This window comes from Chloroflexota bacterium, assembly GCA_026706485.1.
Taxonomy (GTDB): domain Bacteria; phylum Chloroflexota; class UBA11872; order UBA11872; family UBA11872; genus JAJECS01.
In genome coordinates, this window is record JAPOYR010000010.1 from 141,039 (window position 1) to 156,386 (window position 15,348).

15 protein-coding genes and 1 tRNA gene are annotated in these 15,348 nt (G+C 67.4%); 13 read left to right on the plus strand and 3 right to left on the minus strand.

The genetic code is table 11. The features are described 5' to 3' along the window. Nucleotides 1–5 precede the first annotated feature (5 nt). The 12 genes from OXG79_08320 to OXG79_08375 all read left to right on the plus strand — a co-directional run bounded on the left by OXG79_08320 (nucleotide 6) and on the right by OXG79_08375 (nucleotide 11,170). The gene (locus OXG79_08320) at nucleotides 6–458 is read left to right on the plus strand and encodes a GatB/YqeY domain-containing protein (protein ID MCY3783775.1); all 453 of its coding nucleotides are present in this window, start codon (nucleotides 6–8) and stop codon (nucleotides 456–458) included. Further along, complete coding sequence (gene ybeY, locus OXG79_08325; GenBank protein ID MCY3783776.1) at nucleotides 458–925, plus strand: rRNA maturation RNase YbeY; 468 nt, start codon at nucleotides 458–460, stop codon at nucleotides 923–925. Before OXG79_08320 ends, ybeY begins: the two co-directional genes overlap by 1 nt. 3 nt (nucleotides 926–928) lie before the next feature. Continuing rightward, complete coding sequence (locus OXG79_08330; GenBank protein MCY3783777.1) at nucleotides 929–1,783, plus strand: 4-(cytidine 5'-diphospho)-2-C-methyl-D-erythritol kinase; 855 nt, start codon at nucleotides 929–931, stop codon at nucleotides 1,781–1,783. A gap of 58 nt (nucleotides 1,784–1,841) precedes the next feature. Further along, nucleotides 1,842–1,913: transfer RNA gene (locus OXG79_08335), tRNA-Gln, on the plus strand. Between the two features lie 13 nt (nucleotides 1,914–1,926). Beyond that, complete coding sequence (gene glmU, locus OXG79_08340; GenBank protein ID MCY3783778.1) at nucleotides 1,927–3,258, plus strand: bifunctional UDP-N-acetylglucosamine diphosphorylase/glucosamine-1-phosphate N-acetyltransferase GlmU; 1,332 nt, start codon at nucleotides 1,927–1,929, stop codon at nucleotides 3,256–3,258. Nucleotides 3,259–3,277: 19 nt separating this feature from the next. Beyond that, nucleotides 3,278–4,219: a ribose-phosphate pyrophosphokinase gene (locus OXG79_08345; protein MCY3783779.1), complete on the plus strand. Its 942-nt coding sequence runs from the start codon at nucleotides 3,278–3,280 to the stop codon at nucleotides 4,217–4,219. 107 nt (nucleotides 4,220–4,326) lie between these two features. Next, nucleotides 4,327–5,604, plus strand: coding sequence for a hemolysin family protein (locus tag OXG79_08350; GenBank protein MCY3783780.1), 1,278 nt, complete (start codon nucleotides 4,327–4,329; stop codon nucleotides 5,602–5,604). Nucleotides 5,605–5,736: 132 nt separating this feature from the next. Continuing rightward, nucleotides 5,737–7,011 carry a hemolysin family protein gene (locus tag OXG79_08355; GenBank protein ID MCY3783781.1) on the plus strand — a complete coding sequence of 425 codons (1,275 nt, stop codon included), beginning with the start codon at nucleotides 5,737–5,739 and terminating at the stop codon, nucleotides 7,009–7,011. After that, nucleotides 7,008–8,339: a hemolysin family protein gene (locus OXG79_08360; protein ID MCY3783782.1), complete on the plus strand. Its 1,332-nt coding sequence runs from the start codon at nucleotides 7,008–7,010 to the stop codon at nucleotides 8,337–8,339. The genes OXG79_08355 and OXG79_08360 overlap by 4 nt, the downstream gene beginning before the upstream one ends. A 44-nt stretch (nucleotides 8,340–8,383) precedes the next feature. Further along, on the plus strand, nucleotides 8,384–9,166 hold the full coding sequence (gene recO, locus OXG79_08365; protein ID MCY3783783.1) for a DNA repair protein RecO: 783 nt from the start codon (nucleotides 8,384–8,386) through the stop codon (nucleotides 9,164–9,166). A 58-nt stretch (nucleotides 9,167–9,224) separates the two neighbouring features. Further along, nucleotides 9,225–10,529, plus strand: a complete 1,305-nt coding sequence (locus OXG79_08370; GenBank protein MCY3783784.1) for a glycine--tRNA ligase — start codon at nucleotides 9,225–9,227, stop codon at nucleotides 10,527–10,529. 2 nt (nucleotides 10,530–10,531) lie between these two features. Continuing rightward, a complete protein-coding gene (locus OXG79_08375) occupies nucleotides 10,532–11,170 on the plus strand; it encodes a CDP-alcohol phosphatidyltransferase family protein (GenBank protein MCY3783785.1) in 639 nt (212 codons plus the stop codon). A gap of 77 nt (nucleotides 11,171–11,247) precedes the next feature. Here OXG79_08375 and OXG79_08380 read toward each other — a convergent pair whose 3' ends face one another. Beyond that, the gene (locus OXG79_08380) at nucleotides 11,248–12,084 is read right to left on the minus strand and encodes a hypothetical protein (GenBank protein ID MCY3783786.1); all 837 of its coding nucleotides are present in this window, start codon (nucleotides 12,082–12,084) and stop codon (nucleotides 11,248–11,250) included. Between the two features lie 62 nt (nucleotides 12,085–12,146). Between OXG79_08380 and OXG79_08385 the strand changes: the two genes are divergently transcribed. Further along, nucleotides 12,147–13,262 carry a Gfo/Idh/MocA family oxidoreductase gene (locus OXG79_08385; protein MCY3783787.1) on the plus strand — a complete coding sequence of 372 codons (1,116 nt, stop codon included), beginning with the start codon at nucleotides 12,147–12,149 and terminating at the stop codon, nucleotides 13,260–13,262. Between the two features lie 24 nt (nucleotides 13,263–13,286). Here OXG79_08385 and OXG79_08390 read toward each other — a convergent pair whose 3' ends face one another. Continuing rightward, nucleotides 13,287–14,306, minus strand: coding sequence for a histone deacetylase family protein (locus OXG79_08390; GenBank protein ID MCY3783788.1), 1,020 nt, complete (start codon nucleotides 14,304–14,306; stop codon nucleotides 13,287–13,289). 3 nt (nucleotides 14,307–14,309) lie between these two features. After that, nucleotides 14,310–15,257: a Gfo/Idh/MocA family oxidoreductase gene (locus OXG79_08395; protein ID MCY3783789.1), complete on the minus strand. Its 948-nt coding sequence runs from the start codon at nucleotides 15,255–15,257 to the stop codon at nucleotides 14,310–14,312. Between the last annotated feature and the right edge of the window lie 91 nt (nucleotides 15,258–15,348).

Consider the following 15,348-nt stretch of genomic DNA (forward strand, 5'->3'; position numbering starts at 1 on the left):
ATCGCATGAGCTTGCTCGATCAAATCTCCGGCGACCTCACGTCCGCGCTGCGCGGCGGCGACCAGCCACGCGTACGCCTCTTGCGGACACTTCGGTCGGCCATTGCCTACGAGGCCAAGGACAAGCAGCAGGACGCCGACGACGACCTGGTGCGCGCCGTGCTCGCGCGCGAGGCCCGCCGGCGCGAAGAAGCCATCAAGCTCTACGAATCCGGCGGACGGGCCGACAAGGCCGCTGACGAGCAGACGGAGCTGGCGGTCATTGCCGCCTATCTGCCTCCCGTAATCGACGCCGAAGCCATCGAAGCGGCAGCGCGCGCCGTTATCGACGAGACCGGCGCTTCCGGCCCGGGCGACATGGGCCGTGTGATGGGACCGCTCATGGGCCGCCTACGCGCGCAAGGCACGGTAGACGGCAAGGCCGTGAGCGCGACGGTGCGCGCCCTGCTCACCGACTAGTGACGCGGGCGACGCTGACGCTCGACCTGGTCGACGACCAAGACGTGCCCGAACCATTGCGCGAATTAGCGACGCGAGTCACCAGGTCAGTCGCCGACGCGACCGGATTGCAGGGTGCCGTTGCGCTGAGGATCTGCAGCGATGCGGATATGCAGCGGCTGAACCGGCAGTTCCGCCACGTGGACCAACCGACGGACGTGCTCGCCTTCCCGCCCGGCGCCTCCGGCCCCGGATCCGCCCCCGAGTCCGTTGGTGACGTGGCGCTTTCGTACGCGCGCGTGGTCAGCCAGGGACAGGCGCACGGCCATGGGCTCGAGCGTGAGTTCGCCTATCTCGTCACGCACGCCCTGCTTCATCTCGCCGGCTTCAAGCACGACGACGCGCGGGACTACCAGCGCATGCGTCGCGCCGAGGAGAAGATCCTGGCGTCAATTGGCCTCGCGCGCGACCCAATTCCGGCGAAATAGGCGATGCGCCGCCTCACCCGTGCGGCCCCGGCCAAGATCAACCTCGGCTTGCAGGTCACCGGCCGCCGTCCGGACGGATTTCACGAGCTGGTGACGGTGATGCAGACACTGGAGCTGGCCGACGAGGTCAGCGTGGAGACGGCCCCAACCGTAAGCGGTCGACCGTCGCTCCCGGACCTGGCCGCGGAGGACGACCTGGCGCTGCGGGCCGCGCATCTGCTGCGCCGGACGCTTGGCGTCGCGTCCGGCGCGCACGTCAGCGTCGAAAAACGGATCCCCGCGGCCGCCGGCCTGGGGGGCGGAAGCTCGGACGCAGCCGCGGTGCTCGCGGCGCTGAACCAACTCTGGGAAGTCGGCGTCGATCGCGAGCGTCTCTCGCAGATCGCCGCCGAACTGGGCTCCGATGTGCCGTTCCTGGTGCGCGGCGGCACGGCGCTGGCGACCGGGCGGGGCGAACACCTGAGAGACCTGACGCCCGCCCCATTGCGGCACGTCGTGCTCGTGCGCCCGAACGCTCCACTGGCCACCGTCGACGTCTACGCCGAGCTGCGGCCATCCGAGTGGAGCGACGGCGAGCGAACGCTGGACCTATGCCGCGCGCTGGCTTCCGGCGAGCTGCCCGAAGACTGCATGTGCAACGAACTCACGCCGCCCGCCATCAGGTTGGCGCCGGTCGTCGGCGACATCCTTGATGAACTCCGCGTGGCGGGCGCTCATCCGGCGCTGATGGCCGGCAGCGGCGCTACTTGCTTCGGCCTGTTCACCGAAATTTCAACCGCCGAGCACGCGGTCGAGCGTGGGCGTTCCTTGGGCCACTGGACGCATCTCACCCGATTTCGCCCGGCCGCCGACGCGTAGCGGATGCGCGATGGCATCCGTTGACCCGTTGTTGTCCGATCTCTACGCTGAACCGGGATGGGGAGTAGCCAAGGGGTAAGGCAGCGGACTTTGAATCCGCGATTCGGAGGTTCGAATCCTCCCTCCCCAGCCGTGAGCCGCTCATGACCTGTACCGCAGTAATCCTGGCCGCGGGCCGCGGCGTGCGCATGGCCGCCTCCGGCCCAAAGGTGCTGCATCAAGTCGCCGGCTGGCCGCTTGTCAAGCACGTGGTGGCAACCGCGCGCGAGGCCGGCTGCGATCCGATCGTGGTGGTCGCCTCGCCCGAGGTCGACCTCAGCGATGCCGTGGGCGAGAACGTGCACATCGTCGAGCAGCCGCCTGACGACTATGGAACCGCGGCGGCCGCGCAGGCAGCAAGCGTCCCGCAGAGTCCCGGCACAGCCGTCGTCATGTTCGGCGACTCGCCCCTGCTTACGGCCGAGACCGTGCGCGAGATGGCGTCCCTGCGCGATGAGCAGGACGCGGCAATCGTTGTGGGCTGGACCCAAGCGCCGGCGCCGGGAAGCTACGGCAGGGTCGTGATGGCCGGCGACGGATCGGTGCAAGCCATTGTCGAAGCCGCCGATGCGGACCCGGCGACCTACGCGCTGACCTCGTGCAATTCCGGACTGATGGCGTTCGACGCCGAGTGGATTGGCGCCGCGCTGCCGCGGGTACCCGCCAGCCCGGCGACCGGTGAGCGCTATCTGACGGCCGTGGTCGAGCTTGCGATCGCCGATGGGCGCCAAGTGGCATCTCATCTGATCGCCGATGCCTCGGAAACCATCGGCTGCGACGACCTCTCCCGTCTGGCGGAGGCCGAGCAGGCCATGCAGCACCGTCTGCGCCAGGTCCTGATGGCGCAGGGCGTGCAGCTTCGCGACCCGGGCACCACCTATCTGCACCGCGGCGTGACGGCTGAGGCGGGTACCGTGCTCCTGCCGGGCACATCGCTCGAGGGCGCCACTTCGATCGGCGCCGGATCGACCATTGGCCCGAACAGCCGACTCATCGACGCGATCGTGGGCGACGGTTGCGTCGTCGAGTCGTCGCGCGTGTCGGCGTCGAGCCTCGGCGACGGCGTCGTCGTGGGTCCGTTCGCTCACGTGCGCGACGGCTGCGCCATTGGGCCCGACAGCCACCTTGGGTCACAGACCGAGCTCAAGGCCGCAACGCTGGGAAATGGCGTGCACGTGCACCATTTCGGCTATCTTGGAGACGTGGAGATTGGCGATGGTGCAAACATCGGCGCCGGGACGGTGACGTGCAACTTCGACGGAACGGCCAAGCACCGCACCGTGATCGGCGCTGACGCCTTCATCGGCAGCGACACCATGCTGATCGCCCCAGTGACGGTTGGCGAGAGCGCGCGAACCAGCGCCAGCGCCGTCATCACACGGGATGTGCCGCCGGGCATGCTGGCGGTGGGCATTCCGGCGCGAATCCGTCGCTAGCGGAGTAGGGGAGGCCTCCGTGGACGGCGAGCTGAAGATATTTTCGGGAAGCAGCAATCGGGGCTTGGCTGAGCGCATTGCGACTACGCTCGGGCGTCCCCTGGGCGAGGCCAGGGTCGAGCATTTCCCCGACGGCGAGGCGGACATCCAGATCCTGGAAAACGTTCGCGGCACCGATGTCTTCGTCGTGCAGTCCACCTGCGCCCCGGTCGACCGAAACCTGATGCAGCTGCTGATCATGATCGACGCGCTGCGGCGCGCCTCCGCCGGCCGCGTCACCGCGCTGATCCCGTATTTTGGCTACGCGCGCCAGGAAAAGAAGTCCACCGGGCGCGAACCGATCACGGCCAAGCTTGTCGCCAACATCCTCGAGGCGGCCGGCGTCTCGCGCATCGTCACGCTCGATCTCCATGCGCCCGCGGTTCAGGGGTTCTTTGACATCCCCGTCGATCATCTGCTGGCCGCGCCGCTGCTGGCCGACGCCATCGACCGCATGGGGCTGACGCAGCCGGTCATCGTGTCGCCCGACGCCGGCGGCGTGACCCGGGCGCACGATTTCAGTCAGCGCGTTGCCGGCGCGCCCCTGGCCGTCGTCTTCAAGAACCGCACCGCGGCGGATAAGATCGAGCATCTGCAAATCGTTGGCGATGTCGAAGGACGCGACACGATCGTCGTCGATGACCAGGTTTCCACCGGCCACACGCTGGTTGAGGCCAGCGAGGCCCTTCGTGAACGTGGCGCCCGCAGCGTGTACGCGTGTGCGGTGCACCCGGTGTTTGCCGACGACGCGCTCGAGCGGATTCAAGACGCCCCGATCGAGCGGCTCTTCATCACCGACACGATTCCGATTGAAGACGGACTCATGAACGGCAAAATACAATTGGTCCACACGCACGAATTGTTCGGAGAGGCTGTCCGCCGGATTCACAATGACGAATCCGTCACGGCACTGTTCAAGTGAGAGCCCAACCGTGGGGTATCGAGAGTGGGCGCGCGATCGCGGACCGCGCGGCACCCGAGGGCGTACGCACCCGTCAGTGCGGCGACTGAACGAGGAGCGGATCCTTTTTGGATCCTGTTAGTTGGCTCGGTCTCGTCGGTATTTTCGTTCTGACCGGATTCTCCGCGCTCGCCAGCGCCAGCGAGAGCGCGCTCAATGAGACGGCCCGCACCGATCTCGAGCCGCCGCCGCCGGATGCTCCGGGCGCGGCGCGGCGCCGTCATGAGCTTCTGACGAATCGATTTCGATTCTGGGTCGGTCAGCGCCTCAGCGATACGGTGGTGATTCTCGTATCGGCCACGCTCACGGCCACGCTCATGGCCGACGCCTTGGCGTCCGTGATTCCAAACCGCGCCGGGAGCGTGGTCATTGCCATCGGCGCGCTCGCCGTGCTTCATGCGGGATTGGCTCGGATCCTGCCGCGCATCCTGGCCCAGCGGTATCCCCGGACGTTGGCGGAACGGCTCACCATCGTCCCGTGGGTGATCTATGCGGCATCCCTCCCGGTTACCCGACTCTTCGAAAAGCTGCTGAGCCCAGCCGAGCAGGAAGCGTGGAAGGCGCCCGATCCGGAGGACGCCGCCGTCTTGAATGCGGTGGAAGCCGGCACGCGTGAAGGCACGATCGACGCCTACGACTCGGCGATGATCGCCAACGTCATCGAGCTCGGCGATCGCGTCGCGCGCCAGGTCATGACGCCGCGGCCCGACATCGTGGCCATGCCGCGGACGGAGCCCCTGCGGACAGCGCTCGCGTTGGCGCACGAACACGGCCTGTCGCGGCTTCCCGTGTACGACGACGACCTCGATTCCGTAATCGGCATTCTTCACGTCCGCGAGGCGAGCGCCGCGCTGCTGGACGGGCAGCCGCCATCGGACCTCTCATCCCTGGTTCGTCCGCCGCTATTCGTACCGGAGATGCAGCGCGTCGACCTGCTGTTGCGCGAGCTGCGCGCCCGCAACACCCATATGGCCATCGTGGTCAACGAACACGGCGAAACCGAGGGCCTGGTGACGATCGAGGATCTCCTGGAAGAGATCGTCGGCGAGATCGAGGATGAGTTCGACTCGCCCGAGGTCCAGATTGAGCCCATGGGCGCCGGAGTCATCGAGACCGACGCGAGCGTTCTCATCACCGAGGTCAACGAGGCTCTGGGGCTGGAGCTGGCCGCCGATGACGTCGACACGATCGGCGGCCTGGTCTACAACTCGATGGGAGCGGTACCCAACCCGGGCGATTCCGTGGCCGTCGACGGCGCGGCGCTCGAGGTGCTCACCACAAAAGCCAATCGGATCCTGCGCGTGCGGGTGCGCAAGATTCCCGTGGAGCCGGATCATGGAGGCTGACCAGCCTCCCGATCCGGCGCTCGCCGTTGCCTGCCGCATGCCAGTTGCCTGCCGGCGCCGCCGGTTTTGTCGGCCTAGGGTCACGCAGGGAACGCCGCTATAGAAATCCTGGTCGGCCTCGCGGTGTTCGTGGTGCTCATCGCGATCAACGCGCTATTCGCCGGAGGCCAGTTTGCGCTCATTGCGGTAGACCGCTATCGCATCGACGATTTGGCCAGCCGCAACGTCCGCGGCGCGCGTCTGGTGCAGCGAGCCCTGCGGACGCTTTCATTCCAGCTCTCAGGGGCCCAGCTGGGAATCACCATCAGCTCGCTGATCCTGGGCTGGGTTGTCGACGGCGCACTCTCGCCAATACTTCGGCCACTGTTGGGCTGGCTGCCGCCGGGGTCTATCGGCGCCGCAACCGCGGCAATCGCGCTGGTGCTTGCGACCGCGCTGCAAATGGTCTTCGGCGAGCTGGCGCCCAAGAACCTGGCCATTGCACGGCCCGCCCGCACCGCGGTCGTCTTCGTCCCGCCCGTGGTGCTCATCAACACCTTGGCGGGCCCCCTCATCCGCTTCCTGAACGCGGCGGCCAACTGGTCCATGCAGCGCGTGGGGATTCAGCCGCGCGAGGAGCTCCCCGGCGTCGAGTCGCTCGAGGAGCTCCGGAGCACGCTCCGCTGGGCGGCGCTGGAGGGTGAGATCGAGGGTGTCGAGCACACGCTGCTCGACCGGGCGCTCAGCCTGCGCGACCGCGCCGCGCGCGACGTCCAGGTCCCCCGCTCGTCGGTCGTCTCGCTGGCCGGCGACGCCACCTACGCGGACTTGATCGAGGCGGCGCGGGACACCGGACACTCGCGCTTCCCCATCCAGGATGTCTACGGCTCGGGATTCGCGGCCATCGCGCACGTGAAGGACGCCCTCCGGGTCGCGGCGGAGGATCGCGCGCGAACGGCGCTTGCGCCCAGCGGCCAACCGCTGGTCGTAGTCCCGGAGTCCACCGATTTGCACAGCCTGCTCATCGAGCTGCAACGGCAGGGTCAAACCATGGCCATCGTGCTCGACGAGTTCGGCAACGAATCCGGCATCGTCACCATCGAGGACATCGTGGAAGAGGTGCTGGGCGAAATCGAGGACGAGTACGACCCCCCAGCCGTGCGGCTGGCGACGCCAACCGGTACCGGCGTGTATGAAGCGGACGGACGCATTCGGCAACTGGAGCTGCTCGAAGCCACCGGATTCGAAATGCCCGACGGCCGCTATGACACCTTGGCGGGGCTGTTGATCATGCGCTTCCAGCGAGTGCCCGACGTTGGCGACCGCATTGAAATCGACGGCTGGCGCTTTCAGGTCCTCGAAATGGACGGTCCGCGCATTGCGCAGGTTCTGCTCACGTCGCCGGCTCGCCTGCGGGGTCGCGCATGAACGTCGTGTTTCTCCTCGCGGCGGTGCTGCTGCTCGCCGTGAACGCGTTCATGGTCGGAGCGGAGGTGGCCATCACCGCGGCCGCCGGACGACGCTCAGCCATCGAGGCTGAGGCCGCGCGGGGTGGCTATCGCGCGCGACTGGCCAGCACGTCGCTGCGCGAGCTCGCCTTCATGCTCACCGGCGCGCAGTTTGGGATCACCCTGGCCTCGCTGGGACTTGGATTCGTCGCGGAACCGGCCATCGCTGACTTGATCGTCCACGCGGTGGGCGATCACATCGACATTCCCGAGAACGTGATCCACGTCATTGCGTCGGCCATTGCCCTCACCCTCGTCGTCTTCCTCCACATGGTGCTGGGCGAGATGGCGCCCAAAAACATCGCCATTGCGGAGCCAATCCGAACCATGCTCTGGGTCTCGGTGCCGTACCGGGCCTACGCCAACGCGATTCGACCGGTGCTATGGGTCCTCAACGGCATGGCCAACCTGGTGCTGCGCGCGTTCGGCATTGCCCCGCGCGAAGAGCTGCGGACGCGCTACACGGCGACGCAGATCACCGAGATGCTTTCGGCCTTGCGCCGCATCGAGGCCATCGATGTCTCCGACTTTCGGCTGGTGCAAGGCGCGATCGGGCTCGAATCGCGCAAGGCCCGCGACATCATGCTGCCGCGATCATCGGTCGTGACCGTGCCCGCCACCGCAACCGTTCGCGAGATCGAGGCCCTTGCCGCTGAAACGGGGCATTCCCGACTGCCCGTGCTCGGCAGCCAACCGGACGACTTTCGGGGATTCGTGCACATCAAGGACCTGCTGACGCGCACCGATCTGCGGCCATCGTCGGCGCTGCCGGTCGCCATGATTCGCCCGTTGCCGGTGGTGCCCGAGACCGCCACGCTGGGCGCGCTGCTGCTCGATATGCGACGCCGACGCAGCCATATGGTGCTCGCCATCGACGAGCACGGCAGCCCGGCGGGCGTCGTGGCTCTGGAGGATCTGCTGGAAGAGCTGGTGGGCGAAATCGCCGATGAGTTCGATCGGCAGTCCCATCTGCCGTCAGCCCAGCCCGGACGCTTCGTCGTGGCCGGCAGCCTGCGTCCCGCCGATCTCGAGGACCGGACGGGCCTGCAACTGCCCGAAGGTCCCTATTCCACGGTCGCCGGGTACGTGATGCAGCAGCTCGGCGCCATGCCCCGCGTCGGACAAATGGTGATTCACGACGGGTGGCGACTCCACGTGCGCCGCATGCAGGGTCCGCGCGTGGCCGAAATCGAGCTCGTGCCTCCGGAAACGGCCTCGGAGGCGGACGCTGGCGCTGCTCCCGAGTGACGGCGACCATTGCCCGCGGAACTGCCGCCGCTTAGGCTGAGGCCATGCCGGAAATGGGCCGCTCACAAACCTATCGCGCAGAGGGCATCGTGCTCGGTCGGCGCGACCTGGGCGACGCCGACCGCATCGTCACGCTCTTTACTCGCGAGTTCGGTCGACGCCGCTTGGTTGCGCGCGGCTCGCGGCGGCCCGCCAGCCACCTGGCGCCCAGTATCGAGCTCTTCAACCGCGTCCGCATCCTGGGCGTCGTGGGCTCGTCCCTCGACATCCTTTCGCAGGTCGAGGAGCTGGAGTCGCACCCGCGCCTGCGAACCGACCTGGCGGCCTTCGCCGCGGCGGGGTGGTCCGTCGAGCTACTCGACGGTTTGAGCGAAGACAACGAACCATCGCTCGACGCGTACGACGCGGTACTCACGTTTCTGCGGGGACTCGACCTGAGCAGCGACCCGCCGGAGCTTTGGCTCACGGCGTTGGCGCTCATCCTCCTGCAAGTGCACGGCTACTCACCCGAGCTAAGCCGCTGCACCACGTGCGGACAGCCGCTGCAACCCGGCGACCATCGCTTTGCCAGCGCGGCGGGAGGTGTGGTTTGCCGGACCGACAGCCGCGAACATGAATCACGGCCCCTGAGCGTCTCGGCACTCAAGGTGCTGCGGTATCTCGCCCGCGAGGGGTTTCACGCCGCCTCGCGCTTGCGGGTGGACGCCGACGTGCGCGCCGAGGTTCGAGACATCCTGCGGGCCTACTCGTCAACCATCCTCGAACGCGATGTGAAGTCCGCGCGCATGCTAACTCCGGCGGCGCCTGGGAAGCTGGCGGCACGCTGACCGGCCTCACGCATGGCGCGACCCGCGGCGGGTCGCTGCCGAATCGGAAGGACTAGCAATGGCTGCGCCCGATCTCGACACCCTGGTCGCTCTTGCCAAGCGTCGCGGATTCGTATTCGGGAGCTCCGAGATCTACGGCGGGTTCGCCAGCACCTGGGACTACGGACCGCTGGGCGCCGAGTTGATCCGCAACGTCAAGGAAGCCTGGTGGCGCCGCGTGGTGATGGCCCGCGAGGACGTGGTGGGCCTGAACGCCTCGATCCTCATGCATCCCCGGGTCTGGGAAGCTTCGGGACACGTCGAGAACTTCAACGACCCCCTGGTCGAATGTCCCGAGTGCCGCCGCCGCTTTCGCCAGGATGACGTGCCGGACGGCGCGTGCCCGCATGACGGTGCGGCGCTCACCGATCCGCGCCGCTTCAACACCATGTTCAGCACACAGGTCGGACCGGTCGCGGAGTCGGCGGCCACGGCCTACCTCCGGCCCGAGACGGCTCAAGCGATCTTCGTCAACTTCAAGAACGTCCTCGACTCAACGCGCGTCCGACTGCCGTTCGGAATCGCCCAGATCGGCAAGGCGTTCCGCAACGAGATCACCACGGGAAACTTCATCTTCCGCAGCCGCGAGTTCGAGCAGATGGAGCTGGAATATTTCGTGGAGCCTGGTCAGGACGCGGCCGCCTACCAAGCCTGGGTCGATGAGCGCTTGGCCTGGTGGCAGGAGTTCGGGCTCGACTCCAGTCGTCTTCGGCTGCGCCCGCACGGCGCCGACGAGCTTTCGCACTACTCGAAGGGCACCACCGACATCGAGTACGAGTTCCCCTTCGGCTGGGGTGAGCTGGAAGGCATTGCCAACCGCACCGATTTCGACCTCGCGCGGCACGCCGAGGCCAGCGGGGAGACACTCACGGTGTTCGACGAAGCCTCCAAGTCGCACATCCGGCCCTACGTCGTCGAGCCGGCGAGCGGTGTCGACCGCGCGGCGTTGGCATTCCTGGCCGACGCCTACACCGAGCAGGAAGTGCGCGGCGAGACGCGAGTCTTCCTGAACCTGGACCCGCGCCTGGCGCCAATCAAGGCCGCCATTTTTCCGCTGGCGCGCAACAAGCCCGACTTGGTCAAGCTCGCGCGAGACGTTCGAGCGCGTCTGGCCGCGTCGTGGCCGGTCTTCTACGACGCCGGCGGGTCCATTGGGCGACGCTACGCCCGCCAGGACGAGGCCGGCACGCCATTCGGAATCACCGTGGACTACGACTCGCTGGACGACCACTCCGTGACCGTCCGTCACCGCGACACGATGGACCAGGACCGCGTGGCCGTAGACGACCTTCACGGCTTCCTGGCCGAGCGGCTGGCCTGGTAAGCATGGGCGGCGAGGGCGGTCAGCCGGCGGCCGGATCCTACTCGCGGGCCGAGCGAATCATCCTGGGGCCGTTTCGCCGCGCAATGGCGGTCGTTCTCGCACCGGTGGTGGCTGCGCTGGCCTGGCTCGGCGTGCCGCCGACGGCTGTGTCGTTGAGCCAGATTCCCATCGGATTCGCCGCCGCCGCGCTCATCATGCACGCGCCGCGCGTGGCCCTGGGGCTATTCGTGGGCACGCTGCTGCTGGACGCCATCGACGGGGCGCTGGCGCGAAAAACGGGCCGTGCGTCAGCCTTCGGAGCCCTGGCCGACCAGGTTTCCGACCACATCCGCGAGATCACGTTCGTGGGCGGTCTGGTCGCCGCCGGCGCGATGCGGGGCGAAATCGGCGTGGCCTACGCGCTGTTGTATCCGCTGGTGAACTTCATGCTCTACGCCGCCAATCGCCACGGCGCCGACGTGCCTCTGGCGATCAAGACTTGGATGTCGTTCTACCCGTTTCTGCTCATCTACCTGGCGTTCGAGATCAACTGGCTGGACTATGCCGGCGCGGCGTCCGCCGGATTCATGGCCGCAACGTCGATCACGGCGCTAGTGCTCATGCGGCATCGCATGAATGGCAACAACCTGCCGACCGACTAGTACATCGCCATTCCACCGCGACGCTGACTGAAGCCCGGTGATGTAGGCGGCGTCGTTCCGCCAGTCTGAATCTTGGGTCAGCCCTCGGGCCGTTGCCCTCCGGCGGTGTCAACCACCCACTGCCACGGCCGATAGCGTTGAACCGGCGCGTCCGGGTGGGCGCCGTCCCAAATGATGACCAGCGGCGGACCGACCCGGTCCAGGGGCGGAAACTGAAACCAGCCGCGCTCGACCGCCCCGGATTCCACCCGCCCGCGCGGCGGCGGCACGCCATGTCCGGTCGGGAACACCGCGCGGAACTCGACCTCGCCTCGCTGCACCCGCACTCCCGTACCGATCGCACTGATGGTCTCGTCGCTCCGGTTCTCCACCGCGAACAGGAGCCGGGTTTCCTCCGCCGCGAACTCGATTCGCTCCAGCGTCACGCGAATATCGACCTGGGTGAGCGTCTGTCCAACATCGACTACCCACACCGCCGGACGAATGCCGAGCCGGTCGGTGATCGTGAGCGCCGTCACGCGCACGCGAGGGATGAGCGCCTCGCGACCATCCGGATAGGTGTGCGGCTCGCTGCCCTCCACGACGCCGCGCACGACAACGAACGCGTTCGCCTCGAGCTCCGGCGGCACCCCCTGGATGACAAACGCCGTCGGCAACTCGTCGTTGTCGAAGTCGACCCACACCAGGAACGCCGTCTCGTTGCTCTCCGGGAGATCGGCGACGTCAAACACCCAGCCCCGCAGCTCCACCTCGCGACCGACGACTTCGGCGGCGTCCGAGTGCGCCACCACCCAGTCGCCGTTCGTAAGCCTCGACTGCGTCGCGGGGGCCGTCGCGGCGCCCGACGCCTCCTCGCCAGCCGATCCGCACCCAGCAAGCAGGGCCACGCTGGCGGCGAGCCCCGCCAGAACCATGCACGCCGCGCTCCGGCCGGTCATACTGCGGCGATTGAGCACCGGCATCTCCAGGAGGCGCCATGGCGCGCACACGGGTAGCAGTCATCGGTCTCGGACGTATCGCCAGCACCATCGACGACGAGATTCAGGTCTACGACGGACACTCCCTCCCCTATTCCCACATCGCCTGCTTTCGGGCTGTTCCCGAGGTCGAGATCGTTGGCATGTCCGACACGTGGGAGGAACAACGCGAGGCCGCACGTCAGCGCTGGGGTTTCGACGCCATCTACGCCGACTATCGCGCGATGCTCGACGAAACGCGCCCCGACATCGTGAGCGTGTGCACCTCGGCGGAGCCCCGCGCCTCCATCCTCGTCGACGTTGCCAAGGGAGGGTACGGCGTCAAGGCCATTTGGGCGGAGAAGCCGATCACCATCTCCCTGCAAGAGGCCGACGACGTGGTCAACGCCTGCAACGACGCGGGCATCGCCTTGGCGGTCAACTGCACCCGTCGCTGGATGAATACCTATACCCAGGCCCTGCGCATGGTCAACGACGGCCTGATCGGCGACGTGCAGCACGTCGTGGCCAGGGCGCGATCGGGACTTTCGCACAACGGCAGTCACATGCTCACCACGCTCACCATGTTCACCGGCGGTCGCGCCGAGTGGGTCGTGGGCGAGCTGGGGCCCGACGAGGATCCTATGAGCGACAACGACTTCACGGCCAGCGGATTCCTGGCGTTTCCCAATGGCGTGCGCGGCTATTTTCGCGCGTTGGACAACGGCCCCAACGACCATTCGTACGACATCACCGGCACGACCGGCATGATCCGCATGATGGGCGACGGGCGCCTGAGCGAGTTGTGGACCAGCGAGGCCCCCCTTCCCGGACAGCGGAATCCGCAGGCGGCGCGTCGCTTCTTCCCGCCCGAGCGCCAGGTGCGCGCCGGCGCCGTGAACGTGATCTATGACCTGATCCACTGCATCGAGACGGGCGACACCCCCAAGTGCAGCGGCGAGGACGCGCGCGAAGCGCTGGAAATCGCCATCGCCACCCGCCAATCGCACCGGCGCGGCAACGTGCGCGTGAACCTGCCGGTCGAGGACCGCCGCGAGCGCATCATTTCGGCGGAGGTCGTCAATAGTGGCGGCATTCCACGCGCCATCCAGCGGCAGCGCGACGCCCAAGGCTAAGCCCGCTCGGCAGCATCGCGGGCCTCAGGTGAGCGCGCCGACGTACCACACCGCACTCTCACCCAATCGTGCCAGCGCGTAGCCGCCCTCAAGCACGTGGAGCGTGGGAATCTCCAGGCGGGCGATCGCGGCGCCGACGCGCGAAAAGTCCTCGCTCTGCAGCGTGAATGACGCAATCGGGTCGTCGGCATGGGTGTCGAACCCGAGCGACACGATGAGCCGGGCCGGCGCAAAATCCGCAATCCGATTGCACGCGTCCGCCAGCGTTAAGGCGAAGTCGTCGATTGCGGTACCGGGCCACATCGGAAAGTTGAGGTTGAATCCTTCACCCTCGCCCGACCCGCGTTCCGCGGCAGTTCCGGAGAATCCCGGATAGGCCCAGCGCGGATCGGCATGCAGCGACACGTAGAGAATGTCGCCCCGGTCGTAGGTGAGGTGTTGCGAGCCGTTGCCGTGGTGATAGTCCACGTCCAGGATCGCTACTCGACCGGCTGAAAGCAGCTCATGGGCGGCGATCACCGCGTTGTTGAAATAGCAAAACCCACCCATTCGATCGTGCTCGGCGTGGTGACCCGGTGGACGACACAGGGCGAACGCATGTGGCGCCCCGTTCTTGACGAGGTCGGCGCCGGTCACGACCACATCCACCGCCGATCGCGCCGCCCGGTAGGTCGCGCGCATCAGCGGCGCGTCGGTGCCGAAGGCGAAGTAGCTCGCCCGCACTGCCAGGCTGTCGCTGTCTAGGACGGCGGCGTCCGCCGAAACCCCGGCTGGCGCGAGCTGCTCATCGCCGGTCAGCTCACCGCACGCGTGATCGATGAACTTGCGGTACGCCGGGGCGTGCACGCGATCCACCAGCAGGTCGTCGCAGGGAGCGGCCGGCACCAAGTCGGCAAGGCCCGCGGCATCCAAGGCCTCCCGGATCAGCCGGGGGCGGGAGGGCACCTCGGGATGCGGATGGTCGACGCCGTCGATGGCCTGCAGCGTGGGTGCATGGTCCACGTGAGCGTCGGACCACACCACCGGGATTCGGGCGCCGGACATTCGCTAGGGCGCCGCTTCGAGCGCGCTGCGCTCCAGGCGGTCCAGTGTGCGCCATGACGGCAGCAACTCCGCCACCCCGGTGAGCGGCTCGCGTCCCTCCGTCACCGCGCTCACGAACTCCCGGTTCTGGCGCGGCACGGCCAGCATCTGCTCCTCCTGCGCCACGACCTCCCCGGCATGGTTGACCAGCGCGTCGTGCAGGAAGGTGAATGTGTCTTCCTCGCAGATGAGCACCGTGCGCGTCGTCACCTTGTCCACCATCGCGTTGTAGGAGAGCACCAGCGACGCGAGTCCGCCTCCGGGAAAGGCCATCTGCATCGACAGGTCCAACGGCACCTGGTTGGGTCCGCTCGGCGGGCCGTAGAGCCCGCGGGCGACGTGCGGCTCCTCGCCAAACATCCAGACCGCGTTGTCGACCGCGTGGCCGCCGTGGTGCCACAGGATGTCGTCCACCCAGCTGCGCCGCCGCCCGGTCCAGCCAATGTTTTCGCGGCGGAAGAAATGCCAATCCCGATGCAAGTGCAAGGGGCGCAGGCTGCCGCGAGCGATGCGCTCATGCAACCAAAGGTTGGGCGCGTAGTAACGCTCGGTGTGGCAGATCATCAGCGTGATGCCGGCGGCGCGAGCCGCTCGATCCAGCTCCTCGGCCTGGCCGAGATCCAAGGTCATGGGAATCTCGAGCAGTACGTGCTTGCCCGCCGCGATGGCCGCCATGGCCTGGTCGTAGTGCATCCGATTCGGCGACGTGATGAGCACCGCGTCGACGTTTGGGCGCGCCAGCGCCTCCGCCAGGTCCGTCGTGGCGAAGTCGGCGCGGCAAGTTTCGGCAAACTCCTGCGCCGACGGCAACAGCCGGCTCACGACGCTGTCGATGGCCACGCCTTCCATGTCGAGCAGGGCGTCACGGTGAAACGTCGTAATAGCTCCGGAGCCAACAACACAGAAGCGCATAGGCGGATGATCCTGCGGCGCAAGCGGTTCCCTAAGGTAGCGCGCCGGTCAACGCGTGAGCTACGGACCCGCGAAGCGCTTCAAGCCAGGC